The sequence below is a fragment of the Streptomyces chrestomyceticus JCM 4735 genome, from assembly GCF_003865135.1.
In the GTDB taxonomy this organism is placed as follows: domain Bacteria; phylum Actinomycetota; class Actinomycetes; order Streptomycetales; family Streptomycetaceae; genus Streptomyces; species Streptomyces chrestomyceticus.
The window spans coordinates 6,047,097-6,068,188 of sequence record NZ_BHZC01000001.1 but is presented as its reverse complement, the minus strand read 5'-3'; the positions used below and the strand labels follow the sequence as shown (position 1 = coordinate 6,068,188).

Below are 21,092 nucleotides of genomic sequence, written 5' to 3'. Positions count from 1 at the left end.
TCGCTGCTGGCTGCGTTGCTGACCACCCTCTCCGCCGCCTGCGGCCGACAGCACCCGCCACCGGTGCACCCCCCTCCAACGCGCCGGTGGCGGATCACCGCCCCGGGCCGTCCGCCGCCGCGCGACCGTGGACCCGAACCGTCCACCACAGCCGGCCCGCCACAGCCAGCCCAAGCCAGCCCGCGCGCCCGACCGCGCCCACGCACCGCCCCATCTGCACCGCTACCTACGCACCGCCGCATCCCCCGACTGGCAGAGCCGTCGAGCATTGACCGGCATTCCTTTTCCGGTTACTCGTGACTTCTTGGGAGTTTTCTTCGGACCGCCGGGCCGCACTCGGCGAGGAAGCTTCCCGGAAGGAGCGCCGATGCACTCCAGACGTACCGTCCTGACCACCGCCGCGGCCGCCGCCTGTGCCATGGGTACGGGCGGCGGCGCCGTTCACGCCGTCGCTTCCGGCCCGCGTGCCGCAGGGGCCGCCGATGCCCGCGCCCGCGCGGCCCGGCTCGTTTCCCGGATGAATCTGGAGGAAAAGGTCGGCCAGTTGTTCGTGATGCGGGTCTACGGGCACTCCGCGACCGATCCGGACCCCGCCGACGCCGAGGCCAACCGCAAGGAGACGGGCGTCTCCAACGCCGCCGAACTGGTCGCCAAGTACCACCTCGGCGGCATCATCTACTTCGGCTGGGCGCACAACACCCGCCAACCCCACCAGATCGCCGACCTCTCCAACGGCATCCAGCGGGCCGCCGCCGCCCAGCGCGTCCCCGTACCGCTGTTGATCTCCACCGACCAGGAGCACGGGATAGTGGCACGGATCGGCGCGCCCGCCACGCTCTTCCCCGGCGCGATGGCGCTGGGCGCCGGGCGCTCGCGCGAGGACGCCCGTACGGCCGGCCGGATCGCGGGCGAGGAGCTGTACGCGATGGGCATCCGGCAGGACTACGCGCCGGTCGCCGACGTGAACGTCAATCCCGCCAACCCCGTGATCGGCGTACGCTCCTTCGGTTCCGAGCCGAAGGCGGTGGCGCGGCTGGTCACCGCGCAGGTACAGGGGTACCAGCGCGCCGGGGTGGCCGCGACGGCCAAGCACTTCCCGGGGCACGGCGACACCGACACCGACAGCCACGTCGGGCTGCCGTACATCCGGCACACCGCCGAGGAGTGGGAGCGGCTGGACGCCCCGCCGTTGCGGGCCGCGATCGAGGCCGGCATCGATTCGGTCATGACAGCGCACATCGTCGTGCCCGCCTTCGACCCGAGCGAGGACCCGGCCACGCTGTCCCGGCCGATCCTCACCGGCGTCCTGCGCGAGCGGCTCGGTTTCGAGGGTGTGGTGGTGACCGACTCGCTCGGGATGCAGGGCGTACGGACGAAGTACGGTGACGCCCGGGTGCCGGTGCTCGCGCTCAAGGCGGGGGCCGACCAGTTGCTCAATCCGCCAAACATCGCCGTCGCTTTCGCGAGCGTGCTCAAGGCGGTACGGACGGGCGAGCTGACCGAGCGCGCCCTCGACGAGAAGCTGATCCGTATTTTCCTGCTCAAGCAGCGGCGCGGGCTGTTCGACGATCCGTACACGACGCACCGCGCGGTGGAACGTTGCGTCGGCACGCGGCGGCATCTCGCCACGGCGGACCGGATCGCGGACCGCACCACCACGCTGCTCGTCAACGACGGCGGGCTGCTGCCGTTGTCCCGGCGCGCGCAGCGGCGTCTGCTGGTGGCCGGCGCCGACGCGGCGCCGCCGTCCGGGACCGGGGGCCCGCCCACCACAGTGCTCGCAGAAACCTTCAGTCAACTGGGTTTCACGGCCACCGCGCTCCCCACCGGCACCGCACCCACCCAGGAACTGATCGACCGGGCGGTTGCGGCGCTCCGTACACAGGACGCGGCGATCGTGACGACGTACAACGTCACGGCAGCGTCGTCGCAGCGCGCCCTGGTCGGGGCACTGCTGGAAACCGGCAAGCCGGTGGTTCAGGTGGCCGTACGCAATCCGTACGACATCGCGCAACTGCCGGGCGTACGGGCGGCGCTGGCCACCTACTCCTGGACGGATGTGGAACTGCGGGCCGCGGCCCGGGTGATCGCCGGGCGCCGCGACCCGGAAGGGAAGCTACCGGTACCGGTCATGCGGGCCGACGCGCCGGGGAGCGTCCTCCATCCGGTCGGGTACGGGTTGTCGTACTGATGCGCTGACATGCTGAGCCGACGGCGACAGAGGCATCAGCGGCACCGGCAGCGTCAACAGTGCCCGCAGTATCGACGGGAACACGCGTACGGAGCTTTGGCGCTGCCGGGCTCCGTACGGACCGTGTACCGCCGGCCCCGCAGCGCTGCGTACTGCGCGGCCCGTACCTCGTGCGCAATGCGCCCGTTACGCCTGGCGTGCGCCCGAATGGGCGGGCCAGGCTGAGGTGCACGCACCGGGGAACGCAGGGGGCCGCGATGCGCAGGGTCAAGGGGTTCGGGAGCAGCACCGTGGGTTGCGTGGCGGCGGCTCTGCTGCTCGTGACGTTGTCCGCCTGCCAGCGCGACGGCAGTGGCTCGGCCGCGAACGGTGACGGAAATGCGCAAGGGGACGGAAGTGGCGGGGCGGCGGCCGCGTCCCCGTCTCCGGTAGCCACGTTTCTCGCCCCGGGTACGTGCAGCAGCCGCGGACGTACCGTCTTCTACCAAGTGTCCTGCCGCAGCGAGAGGGCCGCGGCCCTGGTGCTCTCCCGGTATGACGGCCCGCAGTCACAGGGTCCGCTGTGTCCGGAACGGACGGACTTCGTGCTGCACATCAGCGCGCGCCGCCCCGCTTCCGACAAGAATTCTCGCGAGAACGGCGACGGCGCGGTACCGCAGGGCTACGCCTGTATGCGCAATCTGGAAGCGCCGCATCCCGGTGATCCCGGCGGGGGCGGCGGCCCGCGCACCATCGTCGGGGACTGCGTCCGGCCATCGCGGCAGGGCGAGGTGAAAGAGACCGCCTGTGACGGTTCGGGCGCCCATGCCCCGCAGTTCACCGTGACAGCGGCGGTCCGCACCCGTGCTGCCTGCCCGGCCGACACGGACTTGTACGTACAGTTGGGCGGCGGGGCACCAGTAGGGTGCGCCCGCCGCCTGTGAACCGACGGCCCGTGCTTCAGACCGCCCCTCACCCGTAACGCATCTCGCGTCATACGCCACGCGTCACACGAAACGCGTCACACACCGCGCGACGACATCACGGACGCAGCATCTGCATCTTCGAGTCGTCCCGCTTGTCCAGCTTCTTGTCGTACGGAGCCAGCGGCGCGGCCGAGGCGCCCTGCGGAGCGTCGACGTCCGCCCAGTCGAGCAGGGCCTCGGTCGCCGCCTTACGGTCGGCCTCCCGCAGCTTCGCGATGTTCGAGCCGTGGTTGCCGCCGGGGACCTTGTAGACGTACGAGTCCTCGGAACCGGAGCCCAGCCGGAACGGCTCGGAGCTCCACGGGTCCCACTCACCGTTGACAAACATCATGCGCTCGCCGTGGTGGCGCACCCAACGGTCCACGTCCCGCATCGCGTTCTTGTCGAAGTGCAGGGGGATGTCACGCGGCACAAACGTCCGGGAGTTGTTAATTCCCGGGTAGCGCAGCAGGTCCTTGAGGTGGTCGTACTTGTAGCTGGGCTCGCCGAGCTGGGTGCCCGCCTGGTAGTAGTACGGCAGATTGCGCTCAAGGCCCTGGTCGGTGTAGCTGTCGAAGCCGCCGACCTTGTCGATCCACTTCCACAGTTCGTCCGTGGTGGCGGTCTTCTTGGGGACCTCGGGGCAGGCGGTGGCAGCCGGCTGGTACTGCCAGAAGCCGAACACCAGGTCGGTGACGAGAACCTCGTACGCCTTGTCGATGGTGCCGACGAGCTTGAAGGTCTTCTTGTTGTCCTGCGCCCACTTCGTGTAGCGGTTGACGATCTCGCCACGACGCAGCAGCGCCTCGCGCTCCACCGCCGCGAGGTCCTTGCGGCACTGGGCGGTGCCGACGGTGCGGAAGAACCGGTCGTACGCCGAGTCCTCCTTGTTGTTCACGTCGTTCGGCGCGACGTAGGCGACGGTGCCGTCCATGTCGTCCGGGAAGAAGCGGCGGTAATACGTGGCGGTCATGCCGCCCTTGCTGCCGCCGGTGGATATCCAGTTCCGGTCGTAGATCCGGTGCAGCGCCTTGAAGATGCGGTGCTGGTCGTTGGCCGCCTGCCGGATGGTGAGCTTCTTCCAGTCGGCGGGCTGCGGCCGCGACGGCGTGAAGTACCGGTACTCCATCGACACCTGGTTGCCGTCGATGATCTGCGTCGGCTCGCTGCGCCGTACGTCCGTGTTGAGGTTGTAGCCCGAGGTGAAGAAGACCGTGGGCCGGTCGACGGACTTGTGCAGCAGGGTCAGCCGCTGCTGGAAGGTCCCCTTGGAGGGGTGCTCGTGGTCGATCGGCTGGGTGTAGTTCAGGACGAAGAAGCGGTAGCCGTCGACCGGCTTCTCCTGGACGAGACTCATCCCCGGGATAGCCAGGATCCGGTCCTTGATGTCGGTCGCCTTCGGCTTCGCGACGGTGGCCGCGGTCGCCGACGCCGTGCCCGCACTCGCCGTGCCTATGAGCACCGCGAATGACAGCAGGCATCTGATGGCCTTGCGCATTGCACCCTCCCCTTGGGATAGCAAAGGTCGGGGTGAACCTATCGGCGCGGCAACGGTCCCACCAGCCCCTTCTTTTCGGGGAGGAGCGGTGGTAGTGGTGGCAGATGGTCGCGCCGCCGGCCGCCGGCCGCCGGCCGTCCGGCGTCCGGTCAGCTCGGTGGCCGACCGGGCGACGACGCGCACGGTCGGCCGGACGGCGATACGTACGGTCGGCCGGACGGCGATACGTACGGCACCTCGGCGGTCAGGGTGTCGCGGCGGGCGCTCAGGCGGCCACCGGCTCTTCCTCACCCGTGAACGTGCGCCACAGTTCGGCGTAGCGACCACCCCTGGCCAGGAGTTCGGCGTGGGTGCCGTCCTCGGCGACCCGGCCGTGGGCGAGGACCACGACCCGGTCGGCGCGGGCCGCGGTGGTCAGGCGGTGCGCCACGACGAGCGTCGTACGCCGTCCCGACAGCCGGTCCGTGGCCTCGTTGACGGCGGCCTCGGTGGCCAGGTCGAGCGCGGCGGTGGCTTCGTCGAGCAACAGGATGTCGGGGTCGACGAGTTCGGCGCGGGCGAGCGCGAGCAGTTGGCGCTGGCCTGCGGAAAGGTTACGGCCGCGTTCGGCGACCTCGTGGAGGTAGCCGCCGTCCAGCCCGGCGATCATGTCGTGCGCGCCGACCGACCGGGCCGCGGCCTCCACCTCGGCGTCGGTGGCGTCCGGCCGCCCGTACGCGATGGCGTCGCGCACCGTACCGGCGAACAGGTAGGACTCCTGCGGTACGACGCCGAGGCGGTGCCGGTAGCCGGTGAGATCCAGTTCGCGCAGATCCGTACCGTCGACGCGGACGGTGCCCGCGGTCGGGTCGTAGAACCGCGCCACCAGCTTGACCAGGGTGGACTTGCCCGCGCCGGTCTCACCGACGAAGGCGACGGTCTGCCCGGCGGGGATGGTCAGGTTGATACCGGAGAGGGCTGTGACGGTGGAGTCGTGGGAGCTGCCGGAGCCGTGGGAGGCGTTGGAGCTGTTGGAGGCGTGCGAGTTGTTTGAGGCAGTCGATGCTTCGGCGACGGTTCCCGTTTCGGTTTCGGAGGCGGCTCCCCCGTACCGGAAGTGCACGTCCTCGAAGGTGATCTCGCCCGCCAGCTCTCGCACCTCGCGCGGATTCTCGGCCTGGGGTGTGGTGGTCGGTTCGCGCAGCAGTTCCTGGATGCGGCCGAGCGAGACAGCGGCCTGCTGGTAGCCGTCGAAGACCTGCGAGAGCTGCTGTACGGGGGCGAAGAACAGGTCGATGTACAGCAGGTACGCGACCAGCGCGCCCGCCGTGAGGGTGCCGGCGCCGACCCGGCCCGCGCCGACGATCAGGACGAGCGCCGCGGCGACGGAGGACAGCAACTGGACGAACGGGAAGTAGACCGAGATCAGGAATTGGCCGCGGATGCGGGCCGCGCGGTAGGCGTGGCTGCGTTCCGCGAACCGGTCGGCGCCGCTGCGCTCGCGGCGGAAGGCCTGCACGATCCGCAGTCCGGCGACGCTCTCCTGGAGGTCGCCGTTGACGACGCTGATGCGTTCGCGGGCGAGTTCGTACGCCTTCACGCTCTGCTTGCGGAAGAAGTACGTACCGATGATCAGCGGCGGGAGGGTGGCGAAGACGACCAGGGCCAGTTGGACGTCGATGACCAGGAGCGCGACGAGGATGCCGAAGAAGGTCAGTACGGAGACGACGGCGGTGACCAGGCCGGTCTGCAGGAACGTGGACAGGGCGTCCACGTCCGTCGTCATCCGGGTCATGATCTTGCCGGTCAGTTCGCGCTCGTAGTAGTCGAGGCCGAGGCGCTGGAGCTGCGCGAAGATCTTGACGCGCAGCGAGTAGAGGACACGTTCGCCGGTGCGGCCCGTCATGCGGTTCGAGCCGATCTGGGCCGCCCACTGGGCGAGTACGACGAACAGCGCGAGGCCGGCAGCCGTCCAGACACCCACCAGTTGTGCGCGCCGTACGCCGTCGTCGATGCCGTGCCGGATGAGGACCGGAAGCAGCAGTCCGGCGACGGCGTCGACGGCGACCAGGGCGAGAGCGACGGCCAGCGGGCCGCCGAAACCGCGCAGGAGCCGGCGCAGGCCGTAGGACTTCTCCGGGCGAGCGGCCTGTTCCTCGTCTATGTCGGGGGTGTCGGTCGCGGGCGGGAGGGCGGCGACCCGGGCGAGGAGTTCCGGGTCGGCGGACATGCCGGGCGCGGCTTCGGTGGTTCCGGCGGCCGGGCCGGTTTTCCCGTCGGGCTCCGTGGCAGCTTCTGCGTCGGCGCGCTTCCACAGATGGGGAGTGATGCCGTCGATGCGGTGGTCGGGGGCCGCCGCGGACGGAGCGGCGGCGCCGGAATCCGCCGTGACCGGGCGTTCCAGCAGGCCGCTCGTCGCGGACTCACCGCCGAAGCCGGGGCGCTCCAGGCTGGTACCGCCCGGCTCGCCCGTATCTCCCATCCCATCGGTCCCACCCAGCTCGTCGGCACCGCTTGGCTCGCCGGTGGCGCCCAGCTCGTCCGGATCGGTCAGCAGCCGGCGGTACAGCTCGCAGCGGCTCTCCAGTTCCTCGCGCGTGCCGATGTCGACCAGTCGGCCGCCGTCCAGGACTGCGACGCGGTCGGCGAGGGCGAGGGTGGAGGCGCGGTGGGCGATCAGCAGCGTCGTACGGCCCGCCATCACTCCACGCAGGGCCTCGTGTATCTCGTGCTCGACGCGGGCGTCGACGGCGGAGGTCGCGTCGTCCAGGACCAGCAGTCGCGGGTCGGTGAGGATCGCGCGCGCCAGCGCGACGCGCTGACGCTGGCCGCCGGACAGGGTCAGGCCCTGTTCGCCGACCTCGGTGTCGTACCCGTCCGGCAGGGCGGATATGAAGCCGTCGGCCTGTGCGGCACGCGCGGCGATACGTATCTGCTCGTCGGTGGCGTCCGGGGTTCCGTAGGCGATGTTGTCGCGCAGGGAGTCGGAGAACAGGAAGCTGTTCTCCGGTACGAGGCCGATGGCCGCGCGCAGCGACGCGAGGCTCAGATCGCGTACGTCGTGGCCGCCGACCAGGACTCGGCCCGCGGTCACGTCGTAGAAACGGGGCAGCAGCAGCGAGACGGTGGACTTGCCGCTGCCGGACGTGCCGACGACGGCGACGGTCTCGCCGGGCTCGATGCGCAGCGAGAAGTCCTCCAGTACGGGCCGCCCGTTGCCGTAGCCGAAGGAGACGTGCTCGAACTCGACGGTGGCCGGCGCGTCGGCGGGGAGTTCGAGCGCGTCCTGGCGCTCTTCGATCATCGGCTCGGTGTCGACGAGTTCGAAGACCCGCTCCACGCCGGCCCGTGCCTGCTGTCCGACGGTCAGCATCATCGCGAGCATCCGCACGGGCGCGACAAGCTGCGCGAGGTAGGTGGAGAAGGCGACGAAGGTGCCGAGGGTGATCTGCCCGTTGGTGGCCAGCCAGCCGCCGAGGGCCAGCATGGCGACCTGTCCGAGCGAGGGCACGGCCTGGAGGGCGGGGGTGTAGCGGGCGTTCATCCGTACGGTACGGAGCCGGCCGGCGAAGAGGCGGCGGCCGGCCGTACGCAACTTGGCGGTCTCCTGCTCCTCCTGGCCGAAGCCCTTGACGACGCGGACGCCGGAGACCGCGCCGTCGACGACGCCCGCGACGGCGGCGGCCTGGCCCTGCGCGTACCAGGTGGCGGGGTAGAGACGGTTGCGGCTGCGCTGGGCGATGAACCACAGGGCGGGGGCGACGGCCAGGGCGACGACGGTGAGCAGCGGGGAGAGCACCACCATCACGACCAGCGAGATCGCGAAGAGCAGTACGTTCCCGATCATCATCGGCAGCATGAACAGCAGGCTCTGGATGAGCTGCAGGTCGCTGGTGGCCCGGCCGACGACCTGGCCGGTGCTCAGTTCGTCCTGCCGGTGCCCGTCCAGCCGCGCGATCGACCGGAACATCCGGGTGCGCAGATCGTGCTGGACGTCGAGCGCCAGCCGTCCGCCGTAATAGCGGCGTACGTACGTCAGCGCGTAGACGGCGAGTGCGGCAACGACCAGCAGGGTCGCCCACGGGGCGAGCGGGCGGTCGTGGCTGACGATGACATCATCGATGATCAGCTTCGGAATGAGCGGGACGAGGGCCATCACGCCCATTCCGGCGAGTGACGAACCGAGTGCGAGCAGTACGTCCTTCTTGTACTGCCAGCACAGGCGCGTCAGCCGCCGCGCCCAGCCGCCGCCCTTTTCCGCTGGACCGCTCCCCGTCCCCGTCACGCGCTGCCTCCCGCGTCTCGTCGTTCACCAGGAGGCACCAACGCCGTGGGCAGCGGATTTCATCCCGCTGCAACAATCGGGAACGAGAAAACCCTTGACGCCGTCAACGATTAACGGCCGCCGGGCCGCACCGTCAGGCTGTACAGGCGGGTGATCTGCTTCGGGCTCTCGTTGTCGTCGCTGACCAGGAGGACACGCAGCCGTCCGCCGGGCGCGCGGCCGGTGATCGCCATGCCCTCGATGTTGTCCAGCAGCGGATTGGTCTGCGGCTGGTGCGCGGGAGCGCCCAGGGAGGGGCAGGCGCCGAGGTCGGCGAGGAGCTTCTTGTGGGCGGGGCGTACGGCCTTGCCTCCCGGCAGTCCGGCGACGCCGCTGACGTCGCTCGCCCGGCGCGGGTCGGCGAGGTAGAGGCGCACCGTATTGCCGACGCCGGCGGTGAAGCCGCGTTCCAGGACGAGCAGCCGGCCGTCGGGGAGCGCGGCGATCTCGGAGATGCCCAGTCCGGCGTCCACCGGGTATGCGTACTGCCTGCTCAGCCGGTAGGGGGCGGGACGCGATCCGCCGCCCTGACGCTGCCAGGTCTGGAAGCGCAGCAGGGGCCGGCCCGCGCTGTCCTTGCCGTCGCCGGTGAGCTGTCCTTCCATGGCGGCGGTCAGCGTGCGGCCGCCGGGAGCGAGCGTGAGGCCCTCGAAGGTCAGGTTGGACTGTGCGCGCCCGGCCGGCTCGACCTGGAGCGCCTTGGAGAGGGGCAGCCGTCCGAGGAGCGCGCCGGAACGGTCGTAGCGCCGCACGGAAGGTTCGGTCTCGGACGAGACGAGGTAGCGCCCGCCCGGTTCGACGGCCAGGCCCTCGGCGTCGAGGACGGCGCCCTTCTCGTCAACGATCTTGGTTGCCCGTACCGGCCGGTGGCTCCGTCCGTCCAGCCCGATCAGTACGGAACGGTCGGAGAGGGCGGCGAGGGAGCCGTCGGTGTCGCGGGTGAGTGCGGAGAGGTTGCCCACGAAGGTGCCCTGGAAGGTGGTCTTGTCCAGGGCGTCGGAGTAGCGGTCGATGGAGACGGACGGAGAGCAGGGATGTCCGCCTGCGGCCGAGGAGCGGTCGTTCTGGCCCGTACGTGCCGAGGCTGCGGATGTATCCGGCCGCGCGGCGGACGTTCCCGGTCCGGTGGCGGACGAGGCGGTCCGGCCCGCGGTGGCCGAGGTGGCCGAGTCCGCGGCGGCCGGTGCCGCCCGGTCCGGCCCCGCCGGTGCCCCTTCGGCGCACGCCGTGAGACAGCCGGCGGCCAGCACTGCTGCGGTGACACGGACAACCGCGGAACGTACGCGCACGAGGGGTCCTCCCGTTAGTCGACGCCCGGGGACGGACATGCCCCCGGGAGGCGGGCAGGCCCCGACGCGGGCACGCCCAGTGTCGACCCTTCCCCTCAGCGGCGCGCCGCGAGCACCCTCCGGACAATCGGTCCCGCCGCGTCGCCGCCGTGACCACCCTGCTGGACGACCGCGGCCGCCGCGGCGTCGTTGCGGTAACCGAGGAACCAACTGTTGGCGTCGCCCTGGCCGTCGGCCTCCGCCGAACCGGTCTTCGCGCCGATGTCGCCGCTGAGTCCGGCCATCGCCCGCGCGCCGGTGCCGCTCACGGCCGTACGCCGCATCATGGCCCGCAGTTGCGCGGCGACCGAGGGGGGCAGGGCGCGGCTCGCGTGGGCGACGCGCCGGCCGTCCAGTTCCGGTGAGACCAGGACGGGCTGGGAGAAGTACCCGGCCTTGGCGGTGGCGGCCACGGACGCCATGTTCAGCGGGTTGGCCTGGACGCGGCCCTGGCCGATGAGCGCCGCCGGGGTCTCCGCGCCGTCGCTCTGCGGCACGCTGCCGTCGAACGTCGGTATCCCGGCCTTCCAGTCCTTGCCGAGTCCGAAGACTTCCTGCGCCTCGTCGCTCAGGTCCGTGCCCGAGAGGCGGTCGGCCAGGCTGATGAAGGCGGTGTTGCAGGAGCGCGCGAAACTGTCGGCGAACGTACCGCCGCTGATCGCGAACATGCCCTGGTTGTGGAACGAGCGTCCGCCCGCCGACGCGTACTTCGGGCACTCCACGCTCTTGCCTGCGGAAACCAGGCCCTTCTCCATCAGCATCGCGGCCGTGACGACCTTCATCGTGGAGCCGGGCGCCAGCCGGCCCTGGAAGGCCGCGTTGAACTGGTCCGTACGGTGGTTGGCCACCGCAAGGATGTCCCCACTGCCCGGCTTGACCACGACGACCGACGCCTGGCGGTAGTCCTTGACCGCCGCTTCGGCCGCGCGCTGCACGTTCGCGTCCAGCGTCGTGCGCAACGTTCCTTCACGGCCCTTGACGACGGTGTGCAGCGTCCTGCCCGGCTCGCCGCTTTCGCCCACCACGCGCACTTCGATGCCCTGGACGCCGCCCGCCTTCTCTCCGTAGCTCTCCCGGAGGGCGGGCAGGATGGCGCCGAGCGAAGGGAGGGCCTCGGCGTCCAGTTCGGCGCCGTTACGGTCGACCGCCTTGACGGGCGGCGCGCCGTCGGAGCCGGTCTGCAGGCTCTCGCCGCGGTGCAGGGCGGGGTGGACCACGGTGGGCTGCCAGTCGACGAGCGCCTTGCCGGTGGTCTTGCCGCGTACGACGCGCAGCGCGGAATCGTACGACCAGGTCGAGTGCTCCGATCCGCCCTTCCCCTCGCCCGCGTCCTTACCCTCGTCCGTGCCCTTGGCCTTCCCGTCGCCCTTGCCCACCGAGAGCTCGGCGGTGACGTGGAAGGGGACCTTCGCGCCGTCGCTCTGCCCGGCCTCGAAGGACACCTTCGACACCAGGCCGTCGTCGTGGAAGCCGGTCAGCGCCCGGCGCGCGCCCTCGGCGTTGTCCGTGAGGAGGGCGGCGGTCTCGGTGTCGCCCTTGCTCCAGGCCGCGAGGAAGTCGCGCGCGGTGTTGCGCACTTCTTCCTCGCTCGGTGGACCGGTCGGTCTGGAGGCGGTCGTACCGGCCGTCGTCCCGGACGTACCGGAGTCGCCGCCGGCGAATGCCTCGTAGACGTTGTACGCGCCCACGCCGACCACACCCACCACCGCGGCGAAGACCCCGCCGACCACGTACTTCACACCCGTACGCACAGTTCCCCTCCCAGGTCAGACACACCGTGCGTGTCCGGACACTATGTGACGGACGCGGTCACAGATGTCTCGTTCAGGGGACGGATTGGTCACTTTCGGTCCAGACCAATGATCCGATCCAGTGATTCGGACCAGTGACTCAGGCCAGTGGCCGGACAGTGACCAAATCAATGACTGCGTCAAAGAAAAACGGCCCAGGTCGCTACGTGGCGATTTTCAGGGGTCGTCGACCCGGGCCGTTCCGAGGGGGATCCTGAACCGTTCTCGGCTACTCCCCGGCCGCCGGTCCCGCGGCCTTCTGCACCGTCAGCTCCGCGAGCCCGGGGCGCCGGCCGCCCTTCGTCGCTTCTGCGCCGCGCACCGTGAGCCGTACGTAGCGGGCCGTCGTGCGCCCGTCGTACCCGGTGCCGTACCAGTGCTTGCCGTCCGTCGAGACCTGCGCCACGTACGAGGCGGGCTCACCGTCCTTCCAGCGCGGCGTGATCTGTCCGATCCGTGACGACTTGCCGAGGTCGACGGTCAGGGTGCCGTCAGGACCGTCCGGCGTCCAGGAGGTGGCCGCGTTGCCGTCCACGGCGGCGCCCGCGTACATACCGGGCTCCTCCGACGTGGCCCGCGCCGTGGTGCAGCGGGCCACGTTGTCCGTCGCCGCGAGGTCAGGGCGGCGGGTCTTGAGCGTCAGCGGTACGCCGCGGCTCACCACGCGCTCGCCCTCCGGCGACTCGACGCGCATCGGCGCGCCCGCCGTCAGCCGCACCGTCGTGCTGTGCGCGCCGATCTCCACGTCGTACGTACGCCCCTGCCAGCGCAGCCCGCGCAGCGTGACGCCGTCGGACAGTTGCGGCGGCAGCATCGGGTCCAGGTGCACCCGGTCCTCGCGCATCCGCAGCCCGGTCAGCCCGTTGGTGAAGGTCTGCAGGAAACCGCCCTTGCCGGTGAGGAAGTCCTGCGCGGGCGATCCGGCGTGCGGGTCGCCCGCGCCCGCCTTGTCGCCGCGCGCCTCGGAGAACTGGTGGAAGGCGCCGCGTACGAACGGCTTGATGGAACGCATCATGTACGTGTACGTCGAGCAGCCCGGCTCGCCGGCTCCGGCGGCGGCGACGGCGTGCACCGAGTCGGTCATGGCGGGGCCGTCCGGGTCGGTGAGAGCGGCGTAGTGGTCGAGCGTGTTGACCTTGGCGCGCTGCGACATCGGCCATTCCAGCGGGTACATGAGCAGGACGGTGTCGGCCTGCTTGATCATCGTGTTCCGGTAGCCGTCGTACTGCTGGAAGACGTCGTTCTTCGCGTCGTACGGGATGCGGATGCGGTCGGCGATGTCCTTCCAGGCGGCGGGCGCGGACCGGCCGAGTAGTGCGGCGGCGCGTCCGGCGTTGCGCAGCGCGGTGACTGCGCCGGCGTTGGTGAAAACGCCGTCGTTCACGCCGTTGCTGTACTCGTCCGGTCCGGCGACGTTTTTGACCGAGTAGCTGCCGTCGCCGTTACGGGTGACGCGCGAGGCCCAGAATTCCGCGCTGCCCTTCAGCACCGGCCAGCCGCGTTCACGCAGCCAGGTGGTGTCCTTGGTGGCGAGGTAGTACTGCCAGGCGGCCAGGGACACGTCGCCCATCAGGTGGTTCTGGGTCTTGCAGTGCGGCGGGTCCCAGCTGTGGCACTCGTTCCAGAGGTCGCCCTTGCTGCCGCTGGTCCACGGGTAGAACAGGCCCTTGTAGCCCAGCTTCTTCGCGTTCGCGGCGGCGCCGGCCCGGGTCTTGTAGCGGTAGTCCACGACGGACTTGGCCAGGTCGGGGTGGGCGGCCAGGAGTCCCGGGTACATCCACGTCTCGGCGTCCCAGAAGATTTCGCCCGCGTAGTTGTCACTGGTCAGTCCGGCCGGGCTGATGCTGTCGCTGCTGCCGGAACGCGTGCTGGACAGCAGCCCGTACTGCGCCGCACGCACCCACGCCTGCAAGTCCCGGTGCCCGCGGCCCTTCACCTCGACGTCGCTGCGCCACAGTTTCTGCCAGGCGGCGGCGTGCTTCCGGTACAGGGCGTCCCAGCCCCGGTCCGCAGCCCGCTGCGCGGCGGTGGTCGCGGCGGCGCGCGGAGTACGGGAGGTGAGGGCGGTGTCGACGCCGACGTACTTGGTCAGCTCGTAGGAACGCCCGGCCCGTACGGGGAACGTCACGCTCTGCTGGTTGCTCAGATCCTTCGCCGCGCCCGCGCTCGCCTGTCGCGTGGGCGCGTGCTTCGCGGGCGCGTCCTGCGGGCGGACCTGGGAGCCGGGGCGCAGGGCCGAGGCGATGGCGCCGTCCGTGTTCGTGCCGTCCGTACGGAAGGTCACGTCCATCGTCCGGCTGCCCGGCCGCGCGCCGCCGCCGGTCTGCGTCATGCGGCGCGCGCCGCGTCCGTCGAGACGGTCGGTGACGGTGGCCCGGCCGCCCCAGTTGGGCGTCATGCGCAGCCGTACGGCGCCGGTGTGCGCGTTGGTGCGGTCCGCGAGTACGTCGTACACGAGGTCGGTGACGCGCCCGTCGGCGGCCGTCCACGTCAGTGATGTACGGACCAGTCCGCAGCGAATGAATTGCGTCTGGCGGTAGTTCGAGATGCGGCCCGCCGGGGTCGAGGAGTCGAAGGTCTGCGGGCGGTCGCCGGCGGCGGTCACGTCGAGGCCGGTCCAGGTGGGGAGCGCGGCGATGGCCTGGCGGCCCTTCAGCTTCTCCGGGCCGCGTGCGTACAGGCCGGAGACGAAGGAACCGTCGTAACGCGGTGTCTTCAGCGGCCAGCCGGTCGTCTCGCCGGGGGCCGTGTAGCCGGCGCCGTTGGGGGCTATCCGCTGGCCGAGGTAGCCGTTGCCGACGAAGGCGTGGTGGCCGTCTTCGGGGTCGATACGGGTGGCGGTGGGGGTCCAGCCGTCGCCGTCGTCCGTGGCGGAACGTTTCGCCTCGGAGGGCCGCGCGCCGGAACGGTCCAGGTCCCGCGGGGAGCAGGAGGCGCTGGACGGCTGGGCAGGTCCGGTGGACCGAGTGGAGTCGGCGGGCCAGGCGGATCCGGCAGGCCCGGCGGCCTGCACCGCCGCTGCCGCCGGAGCGCCCGGTGCCGAAGTGGCTGCCGGAGTAGCTGCCGACGCCGGTGGAAGCGTCGTGACGAGGGCCCCCGCGAGGAGCGGGGCGATCAGTTTGGCCGAGTGAGTCATCGGTCTCCGTCGCAAGTGTCCAACCGGTACGGCCGTGCGCTCAGCACCACGGACCACACCGAGAACATCACCAACAAACGCCCCAAAAGCATCGGAGCGCCCCACCCGCCACATGACGGAGTTCACAGGATCGCGCGCTGATTGGTCAATAGCCCACTCCATACGGCACACTTTTAGACTGACCAGTCAGATCAAAGGAGGGGCCGTGGACACCACCCGCCAGGGGGCGGCGGTCAACGCCAGGGGAATCGGAGTGAAAGGCCCGCGGGGGTGGGCGTTCAGAGACGTCCACATCACCGCGGACCCGGGTGCGCTGATCGCCGTCGAGGGCCCATCGGGCTCCGGCCGCACCTGTCTCCTGCTGGCGCTCACCGGCCGGATGAAGCTCGCCGAAGGCCACGCGACGGTCGCCGGCTTCCCCCTCCCCAAGCGCATGGGTACGGTGCGCAGCCTCACCGCCATCGCGCACGTCCCCGGCATCGCCGACCTGGAACCGGCCCTGACCGCAGGGGAACACCTGGAGGAGCAGGCCCTGTTGGGCCGCCGGATGGCCGGTTCGCTCGGCGCCCGGCTGCCCTGGGGCCGCCGCTACAAGGAGGCGACGCGGGCCCGCGTCGAGGCCGCGCTGACCGCCGTCGGCCTCGACCCCGCCACGCTGCCGAAGGGACTGCGCACGGCCGTACGCGACCTGGAGCGCATTGACGCACTGCGGTTGTCAATCGCGTTGGCCGTCATGCACGGCCCGCGGCTGGTGGCCGTCGACGACGTCGACCTCAAGCTCTCCGAGGACGAACGTTCGCTGGCCTGGCAGATGCTGCGGGACCTGGCCCTGAACGGCACGACGGTGGTGGCGGCGGCCAGCACCGCCCCGCGCGACGCGATCGTCGTACGGACCGCGCCCGCGGCCACCGAGCCCGCCGCCTCCCCCGCCCCCACTTCGACCACCGGCACGGCCGGTACGACCGACATCCACGAGGAGGAAGCAGCCCATGCGCTCGCCGAAGCTCGCCGCGCTTGAGCTCAAGCGCTTCGGCAGGGGGAGGCTCCCCCGGCTGGGCCTCGTCGCCCTGATGCTGATCCCGCTGCTGTACGGCGCGCTGTACCTGTGCTCGTTCTGGGATCCGTACGCGAACCTGGACAAGATCCCGGTCGCGCTCGTCAACGACGACCAGGGCGCCACCGCCGCCGGCAAGAAGATCCAGGCCGGCGACGAACTCGTCAAGAACGTCAAGGACAGCAAGACGTTCAACTGGGAGGAGGTCAGCTCCGCCGACGCCGAGAAGGGTGTCGAGAACGGTACGTACTACCTCTCCCTGACCGTTCCGAAGGACTTCAGCGAGCGGATCGCCTCCAGCTCGGGCGACCACCCGGAGACGGGTGCGCTCCAGGTCCGTACGAACGACGCGAACAACTACATCGTCGGCTCGATCTCCAAGACGATCTTCTCGGAGATCCGCGCGAAGACCTCGGCGAAGTCGTCGCGGGAGTTCTTCGACAAGATCTTTGTGTCGTTCTCGGATCTGCACGACCAGACCGCGAAGGCCGCGGACGGCGCCACCAAGCTCGACGACGGCCTGGGCAAGGCCAAGGACGGCACGGACAAGCTCGCCGACGGCCTCGGCACGGCCAAGGACAAGAATGGTGAGCTGACGGATGGGCTCGGTGAGCTGGGCAAGGGCGCGGGGTCGCTGCGCGACAAGACCGGCGAGCTGAGCCAGGGCGCGGGTGCCGTGAACAAGGGCGCCAAGGACCTCAACTCGGGCCTCGGCACCGCCAGGGCGAAGGGCAAGCAGCTCAGCGACGGCGCCGGCCAGGTGGCCGCGGGCACCAAGCAGCTCGCCGACAAGGTCAACGGCATCGCCAAGCAGGACCTGCCGTTCCTGAAGGCGCACGGCAAGGAGATCGCCGAGAAGGCGCGCGTCGTCGCCGACCTCAGCAAGGCTCTCGACGACGACCTCGGCAAGCTTCCGGGGAACTCCGCCAAGGCTGCCGCGGAGGCACGGAAGAACGCAGCGGACGCCAGGTCCCTCTACCAGGAGCGCTGCGGTGGCGCCTCCGCCGACAAGGCCGACTGCGCGAAGCTGAAGGGCATCGCGGCAGGCACCGCACTCGCCGCCGACGCGGCGGAAAAGGTTGACGGAGTCATAGGAAAGCTGGACCTCCAGCACCTCCGTACGCAGCTCGGCGAGCTGCACAAGGGTGCCGAGCTGGTCGCCGACAAGGCCCCGGGCATCGCCGGCAATGCGGAAAAGGCGATCGGCCAGATCAACGAACTCAACGCCGGTGCCCAGAAGGTCTCCCAAGGTGCCGGACAGTTCGTCCAGGGCATCAACACGCTCGCCGACGGCAGCGGAAAGCTGGCGAACGGTACGGGAAAGATCGCCGACGGCAGCGGAAAGATCGCCAACGGCGCCGGAAAGCTGCACGACAAGCTCGGCGACGCCAAGAACGGCTCCGGAAAGATCGGCGACGGTCTCGGACAGTTGGAGGACGGCGCGCTCGACCTCAAGGGCGGCATCTACAAGCTGAAGGACGGATCCAACCAGCTCGCCGGTGGCCTGAACAGCGGCGTGGACAAGATCCCGGACTACGACAAGAAGGACCGCGACGCCCGTACCGACGTCATGTCGAACCCGGTCGAGCTGGCCTCGAAGTCGATGCACAAGGCGCCGAACTACGGCACCGGTCTCGCCCCGTACTTCATCCCGCTGTCCCTGTGGGTCGGCGCGATGGTCGCTTACATGCTGCTCGCGCCGCTCGGCAAGCGCGCGCTTGCCGCGGGGGCGCCGGGCTGGCGGATCGCGCTCGGGTCCTGGCTGCCGGCCTTCGCCATCGGCGTGGTGCAGGTGTTGGCCCTGATGGCCGTACTGCACTGGGGCCTCGGCCTGGAGATGGAACGCGCGGGTGCCACCATCGGCTTCCTGCTGCTGGCTACGGCCGCGTTCACCGCCATCATCCAGTTCTTCGGCGCGCAGTTCGGGCCGGCGGGCCGTGTACTGACGCTCGTCGTGCTGATGCTTCAGCTGACGTCGGCGGGCGGTACGTACCCGGTGCAGACCAGCCCCGGCTTCTTCGGCGCGATCCACCCGTTCCTGCCGATGAGTTACGTGGTGGACGGCCTGCGTCGGCTCATCACCGGCGGTGACCTCGGGATCGTGTGGCAGGGCTCGATCGTGCTGGCCGTGTTCACGGTGGCCGCGCTGGCGCTCACGGCGCTGACCGCGCGCAGCCGGCAGGTCGTACGGATGAAGGACCTGCACCCGGAACTGAGCCTGTGAGCGTGCGGACCGAGCACCGGGGCAGGCACGGGGACGGCGCCGTTCGCGGCGCCGCCCCCGGCGCCGGGCCCGAAGCCGCCGCCCCGGCTCTCGGGCCCCGCCGGGGCGCCACCCGGCGCAAGCTGTTCGACGCCGCGGTCACCCTCATCGCCGAACAGGGCTTCTCCGCCACCACGGTGGACGAGATCGCCGACCGCGCCGGTGTCGCCAAGGGCACCGTCTACTACAACTTCGCCAGCAAGAACGTGCTCTACGAGGAGCTGCTGCGCGACGGCATCGACCTGCTCTCCGCCTCCCTCCGGGACGCCGCCGACCGGGCGGTGCGGGTGGACGGCGGCACCCGGGTCGACGCGTTGGACGCGATGATCCGGGCGGGCCTGGACTTCATCGCCGGCTCGCCCTCCCTGACCCAGTTGTACGTGGCGGAACTGTGGCGTACGAACCGGGTCTGGCAGCCGACCTTGCAGTCCGTACGGGGCCGGGCGGTCGCCGTCGTCGAGGACGTGCTGCGGGAGGCCGTCGACGTCGGCGAGCTGACCGAGGAACTCGACATCCCGCTGACGGCCTCCGCCCTCCTCGGCATGGTGCTCGTGGCGGCACTGGACTGGCTGTCGTTCCAGCCGCACCGCTCGGTGGAGGACGTGCACGCCTCCCTGTCGCGGCTGCTGCAAGGACGGGTCAGTCCTCTCCGCGCGGACTGAGCCGAACGCGCTTACACGCAGGTCAGAGCCCCGTTCCCGTATCCACCGGATGCGGGGGCGGGGCTCTCGCGTGAGACTGGCGGGGCATGCGTAAACGGCCGGGGCCCGTGGGACTGGCCCGGCTGGCGGCAGACGAGCGCCGGGGAGTGCGGACGGATGAGCAGACAGCCGCGGCTCCCGTGGGTCATGAACGATCCGCTGACCAACCGCGGAACCGCCTTCACCGCCGCCGAACGCGACCGCCTCGGCCTCGTCGGCCGGCTGCCCGACGCGGTGCTCACGCTGGACCAGCAGGCGCGGCGCGCGTACGAGCAGTTGCGCCGCCAGCCCGACGACCTGGCCGCGTACATCCATCTGGAGCAGTTGCACGACCGCAACGAGGTCCTTTACCACCGGCTGCTCACCGATCACCTCGCCGAGCTGCTGCCCATCGTCTACGACCCGACCGTGGGCGAGGCGATCAAGACGTACAGCCATGAGTACCGGCGCCCGCGCGGCGTCTTCCTCTCCATCGACCGGCCCCAGGACCTGCGCCGCTCCTTCGAGGAACTGGATCTCGCGCCGGACGAGGTGGACCTGGTCGTCGTCACCGACGCCGAGCAGATCCTCGGCATCGGCGACTGGGGCGTGCACGGAATCCAGATTTCGGTGGGCAAGCTGGCCGTGTACACGGCGGCCGCGGGCATCGATCCCGCGCGCTGCCTGGCGGTGGTCCTGGACGTCGGTACGGACAACGAGACGCTGCTCAACGATCCGCTGTACCTCGGCGTACGGCACAGCCGGGCGCGCGGCGAACGCTACGACACCTTCGTCGCCGCGTATCTGGACACGGTCTCGACGCTGTACCCGGACGCGCTCCTGCACTTCGAGGATTTCGGCGCGGGCAACGCGCGGCGCTTCCTGGAGCGGTACGGCGGGCGCTACCGCATGATCAACGACGACATGCAGGGCACCGGCGCCATCACGCTCGCCGCAGTCCGGTCCGCGCTCGACGTCACCGGCGTGCCGTTCCGCGAGCAGCGCGTCGTGGTGTTCGGGGCCGGGACAGCCGGCGTCGGCATCGCCGACCAGCTCCGCGAGGCCATGGTCCGCGAGGGCCTGGACGGCGCCGAAGCGACCCGCCGTATCTGGCTCGTCGACCGGCCGGGGCTGCTGCTCGACGGCATGGACGGGCTGCGCGACTATCAGCGGGGTTACGCCCGGCCCGAAGAAGAGGTCGAGAACTGGAGGGGCGACGGTGCCGGACGCGACGGCATCGATCTGCTGACGGTCGTACGGAACGTGCACCCGACCGTACTGATCGGCACCTCGACCGTACGCGGTGCCTTCACCCGGCAGATCGTGCGGGAGATGGCGGAGCACGTCGAGCGGCCCGTCATCTTTCCGCTCTCCAATCCGACCGAGAAGATCGAGGCGATGCCCGCGGACCTGCTGCGCTGGACCGGCGGCAAGGCCCTGACGACGGCCGGCATCCCGGTGGACCCGGTGGAGATCGACGGCGTCCGGCACGTCATCGGCCAGGCCAACAACGCTCTCGTCTACCCGGGGCTCGGGCTGGGCGTGGTGGTCTCGCGCGCCGAGCGGCTGACGCCCGGGATGCTGCTGGCCGCCGCCGACGCGGTCGCCGGGCAGGCCGGCGACCGTACCGGCGGCGGGCCGGGCGCGCCGCTGCTGCCGCAGGTGGAGAATCTGCGTGCTTCTTCGGCTGCCGTCGCGGTCGCGGTGGTACGGGCGGCCGTCGGTGAAGGAGTCGCGCGCGTGGCTCCCGACGATGTCGTCCAGGCGGTGCAGGACGCGATGTGGCAGCCGGAGTACGGGCCCACGCCGTCATCACCCGGTTGACGAGCCGTCGGCCGCTGGGTCTAATAGGGACGCGTGTGCGCGTGACGTCGGCCAAAGAGCAGTGGGCCGGCCGGCGGTCGG

General features: G+C 70.6%; 11 protein-coding genes. 6 read left to right on the top strand and 5 right to left on the bottom strand.

Annotated features, from left to right (window positions below; all coding sequences use genetic code 11):
• The first annotated feature begins 367 nt into the window (after positions 1-367).
• Positions 368-2,191: a glycoside hydrolase family 3 protein gene (locus EJG53_RS26315; RefSeq protein WP_125046900.1), complete on the top strand. Its 1,824-nt coding sequence runs from the start codon at positions 368-370 to the stop codon at positions 2,189-2,191.
• Between the two features lie 257 nt (positions 2,192-2,448).
• Positions 2,449-3,114, top strand: a complete 666-nt coding sequence (locus tag EJG53_RS26310; protein ID WP_125046898.1) for a hypothetical protein — start codon at positions 2,449-2,451, stop codon at positions 3,112-3,114.
• Between the two features lie 97 nt (positions 3,115-3,211).
• Here the strand turns inward: EJG53_RS26310 and EJG53_RS26305 are convergent, their stop codons facing one another.
• From EJG53_RS26305 to EJG53_RS26285, 5 genes are all read right to left on the bottom strand, one after another.
• Positions 3,212-4,633, bottom strand: coding sequence for a S28 family serine protease (locus EJG53_RS26305; RefSeq protein ID WP_125046896.1), 1,422 nt, complete (start codon positions 4,631-4,633; stop codon positions 3,212-3,214).
• Between the two features lie 265 nt (positions 4,634-4,898).
• Positions 4,899-8,897, bottom strand: coding sequence for an ABC transporter ATP-binding protein (locus EJG53_RS26300; protein ID WP_125046894.1), 3,999 nt, complete (start codon positions 8,895-8,897; stop codon positions 4,899-4,901).
• Positions 8,898-9,007: 110 nt separating this feature from the next.
• Positions 9,008-10,225, bottom strand: coding sequence for an esterase-like activity of phytase family protein (locus EJG53_RS26295; RefSeq protein ID WP_244955350.1), 1,218 nt, complete (start codon positions 10,223-10,225; stop codon positions 9,008-9,010).
• Positions 10,226-10,320: 95 nt separating this feature from the next.
• Entirely contained in the window at positions 10,321-12,015 is a 1,695-nt protein-coding gene (locus tag EJG53_RS26290) for a penicillin-binding transpeptidase domain-containing protein (protein WP_125046892.1), read from the bottom strand.
• Positions 12,016-12,283: 268 nt separating this feature from the next.
• A complete protein-coding gene (locus EJG53_RS26285) occupies positions 12,284-15,190 on the bottom strand; it encodes a discoidin domain-containing protein (protein WP_174856458.1) in 2,907 nt (968 codons plus the stop codon).
• A 205-nt stretch (positions 15,191-15,395) separates the two neighbouring features.
• Between EJG53_RS26285 and EJG53_RS26280 the strand changes: the two genes are divergently transcribed.
• The 4 genes from EJG53_RS26280 (at position 15,396) to EJG53_RS26265 (ending at position 21,011) form a co-directional block, all read left to right on the top strand.
• Positions 15,396-16,208 carry an ATP-binding cassette domain-containing protein gene (locus tag EJG53_RS26280; protein ID WP_125046890.1) on the top strand — a complete coding sequence of 271 codons (813 nt, stop codon included), beginning with the start codon at positions 15,396-15,398 and terminating at the stop codon, positions 16,206-16,208.
• Positions 16,180-18,468, top strand: coding sequence for a YhgE/Pip domain-containing protein (locus EJG53_RS26275; protein ID WP_125046888.1), 2,289 nt, complete (start codon positions 16,180-16,182; stop codon positions 18,466-18,468). The genes EJG53_RS26280 and EJG53_RS26275 overlap by 29 nt, the downstream gene beginning before the upstream one ends.
• Entirely contained in the window at positions 18,465-19,169 is a 705-nt protein-coding gene (locus EJG53_RS26270) for a TetR/AcrR family transcriptional regulator (protein WP_125046886.1), read from the top strand. The genes EJG53_RS26275 and EJG53_RS26270 overlap by 4 nt, the downstream gene beginning before the upstream one ends.
• A 156-nt stretch (positions 19,170-19,325) precedes the next feature.
• Positions 19,326-21,011, top strand: a complete 1,686-nt coding sequence (locus EJG53_RS26265) for an NAD-dependent malic enzyme (protein ID WP_125046884.1) — start codon at positions 19,326-19,328, stop codon at positions 21,009-21,011.
• Positions 21,012-21,092 lie beyond the last annotated feature (81 nt).

Excerpts from the sequence above, each read along its gene's own strand:
- EJG53_RS26265 (WP_125046884.1), top strand. The coding sequence starts at position 19,326 with ATGAGCAGACAGCCGCGGCTCCCGTGGGTCATGAACGATCCGCTGACC.
- EJG53_RS26285 (WP_174856458.1), bottom strand. The coding sequence starts at position 15,190 with ATGACTCACTCGGCCAAACTGATCGCCCCGCTCCTCGCGGGGGCCCTC.
- EJG53_RS26275 (WP_125046888.1), top strand. The coding sequence starts at position 16,180 with ATGCGCTCGCCGAAGCTCGCCGCGCTTGAGCTCAAGCGCTTCGGCAGG.
- EJG53_RS26310 (WP_125046898.1), top strand. The coding sequence starts at position 2,449 with ATGCGCAGGGTCAAGGGGTTCGGGAGCAGCACCGTGGGTTGCGTGGCG.
- EJG53_RS26315 (WP_125046900.1), top strand. The coding sequence starts at position 368 with ATGCACTCCAGACGTACCGTCCTGACCACCGCCGCGGCCGCCGCCTGT.
- EJG53_RS26305 (WP_125046896.1), bottom strand. The coding sequence starts at position 4,633 with ATGCGCAAGGCCATCAGATGCCTGCTGTCATTCGCGGTGCTCATAGGC.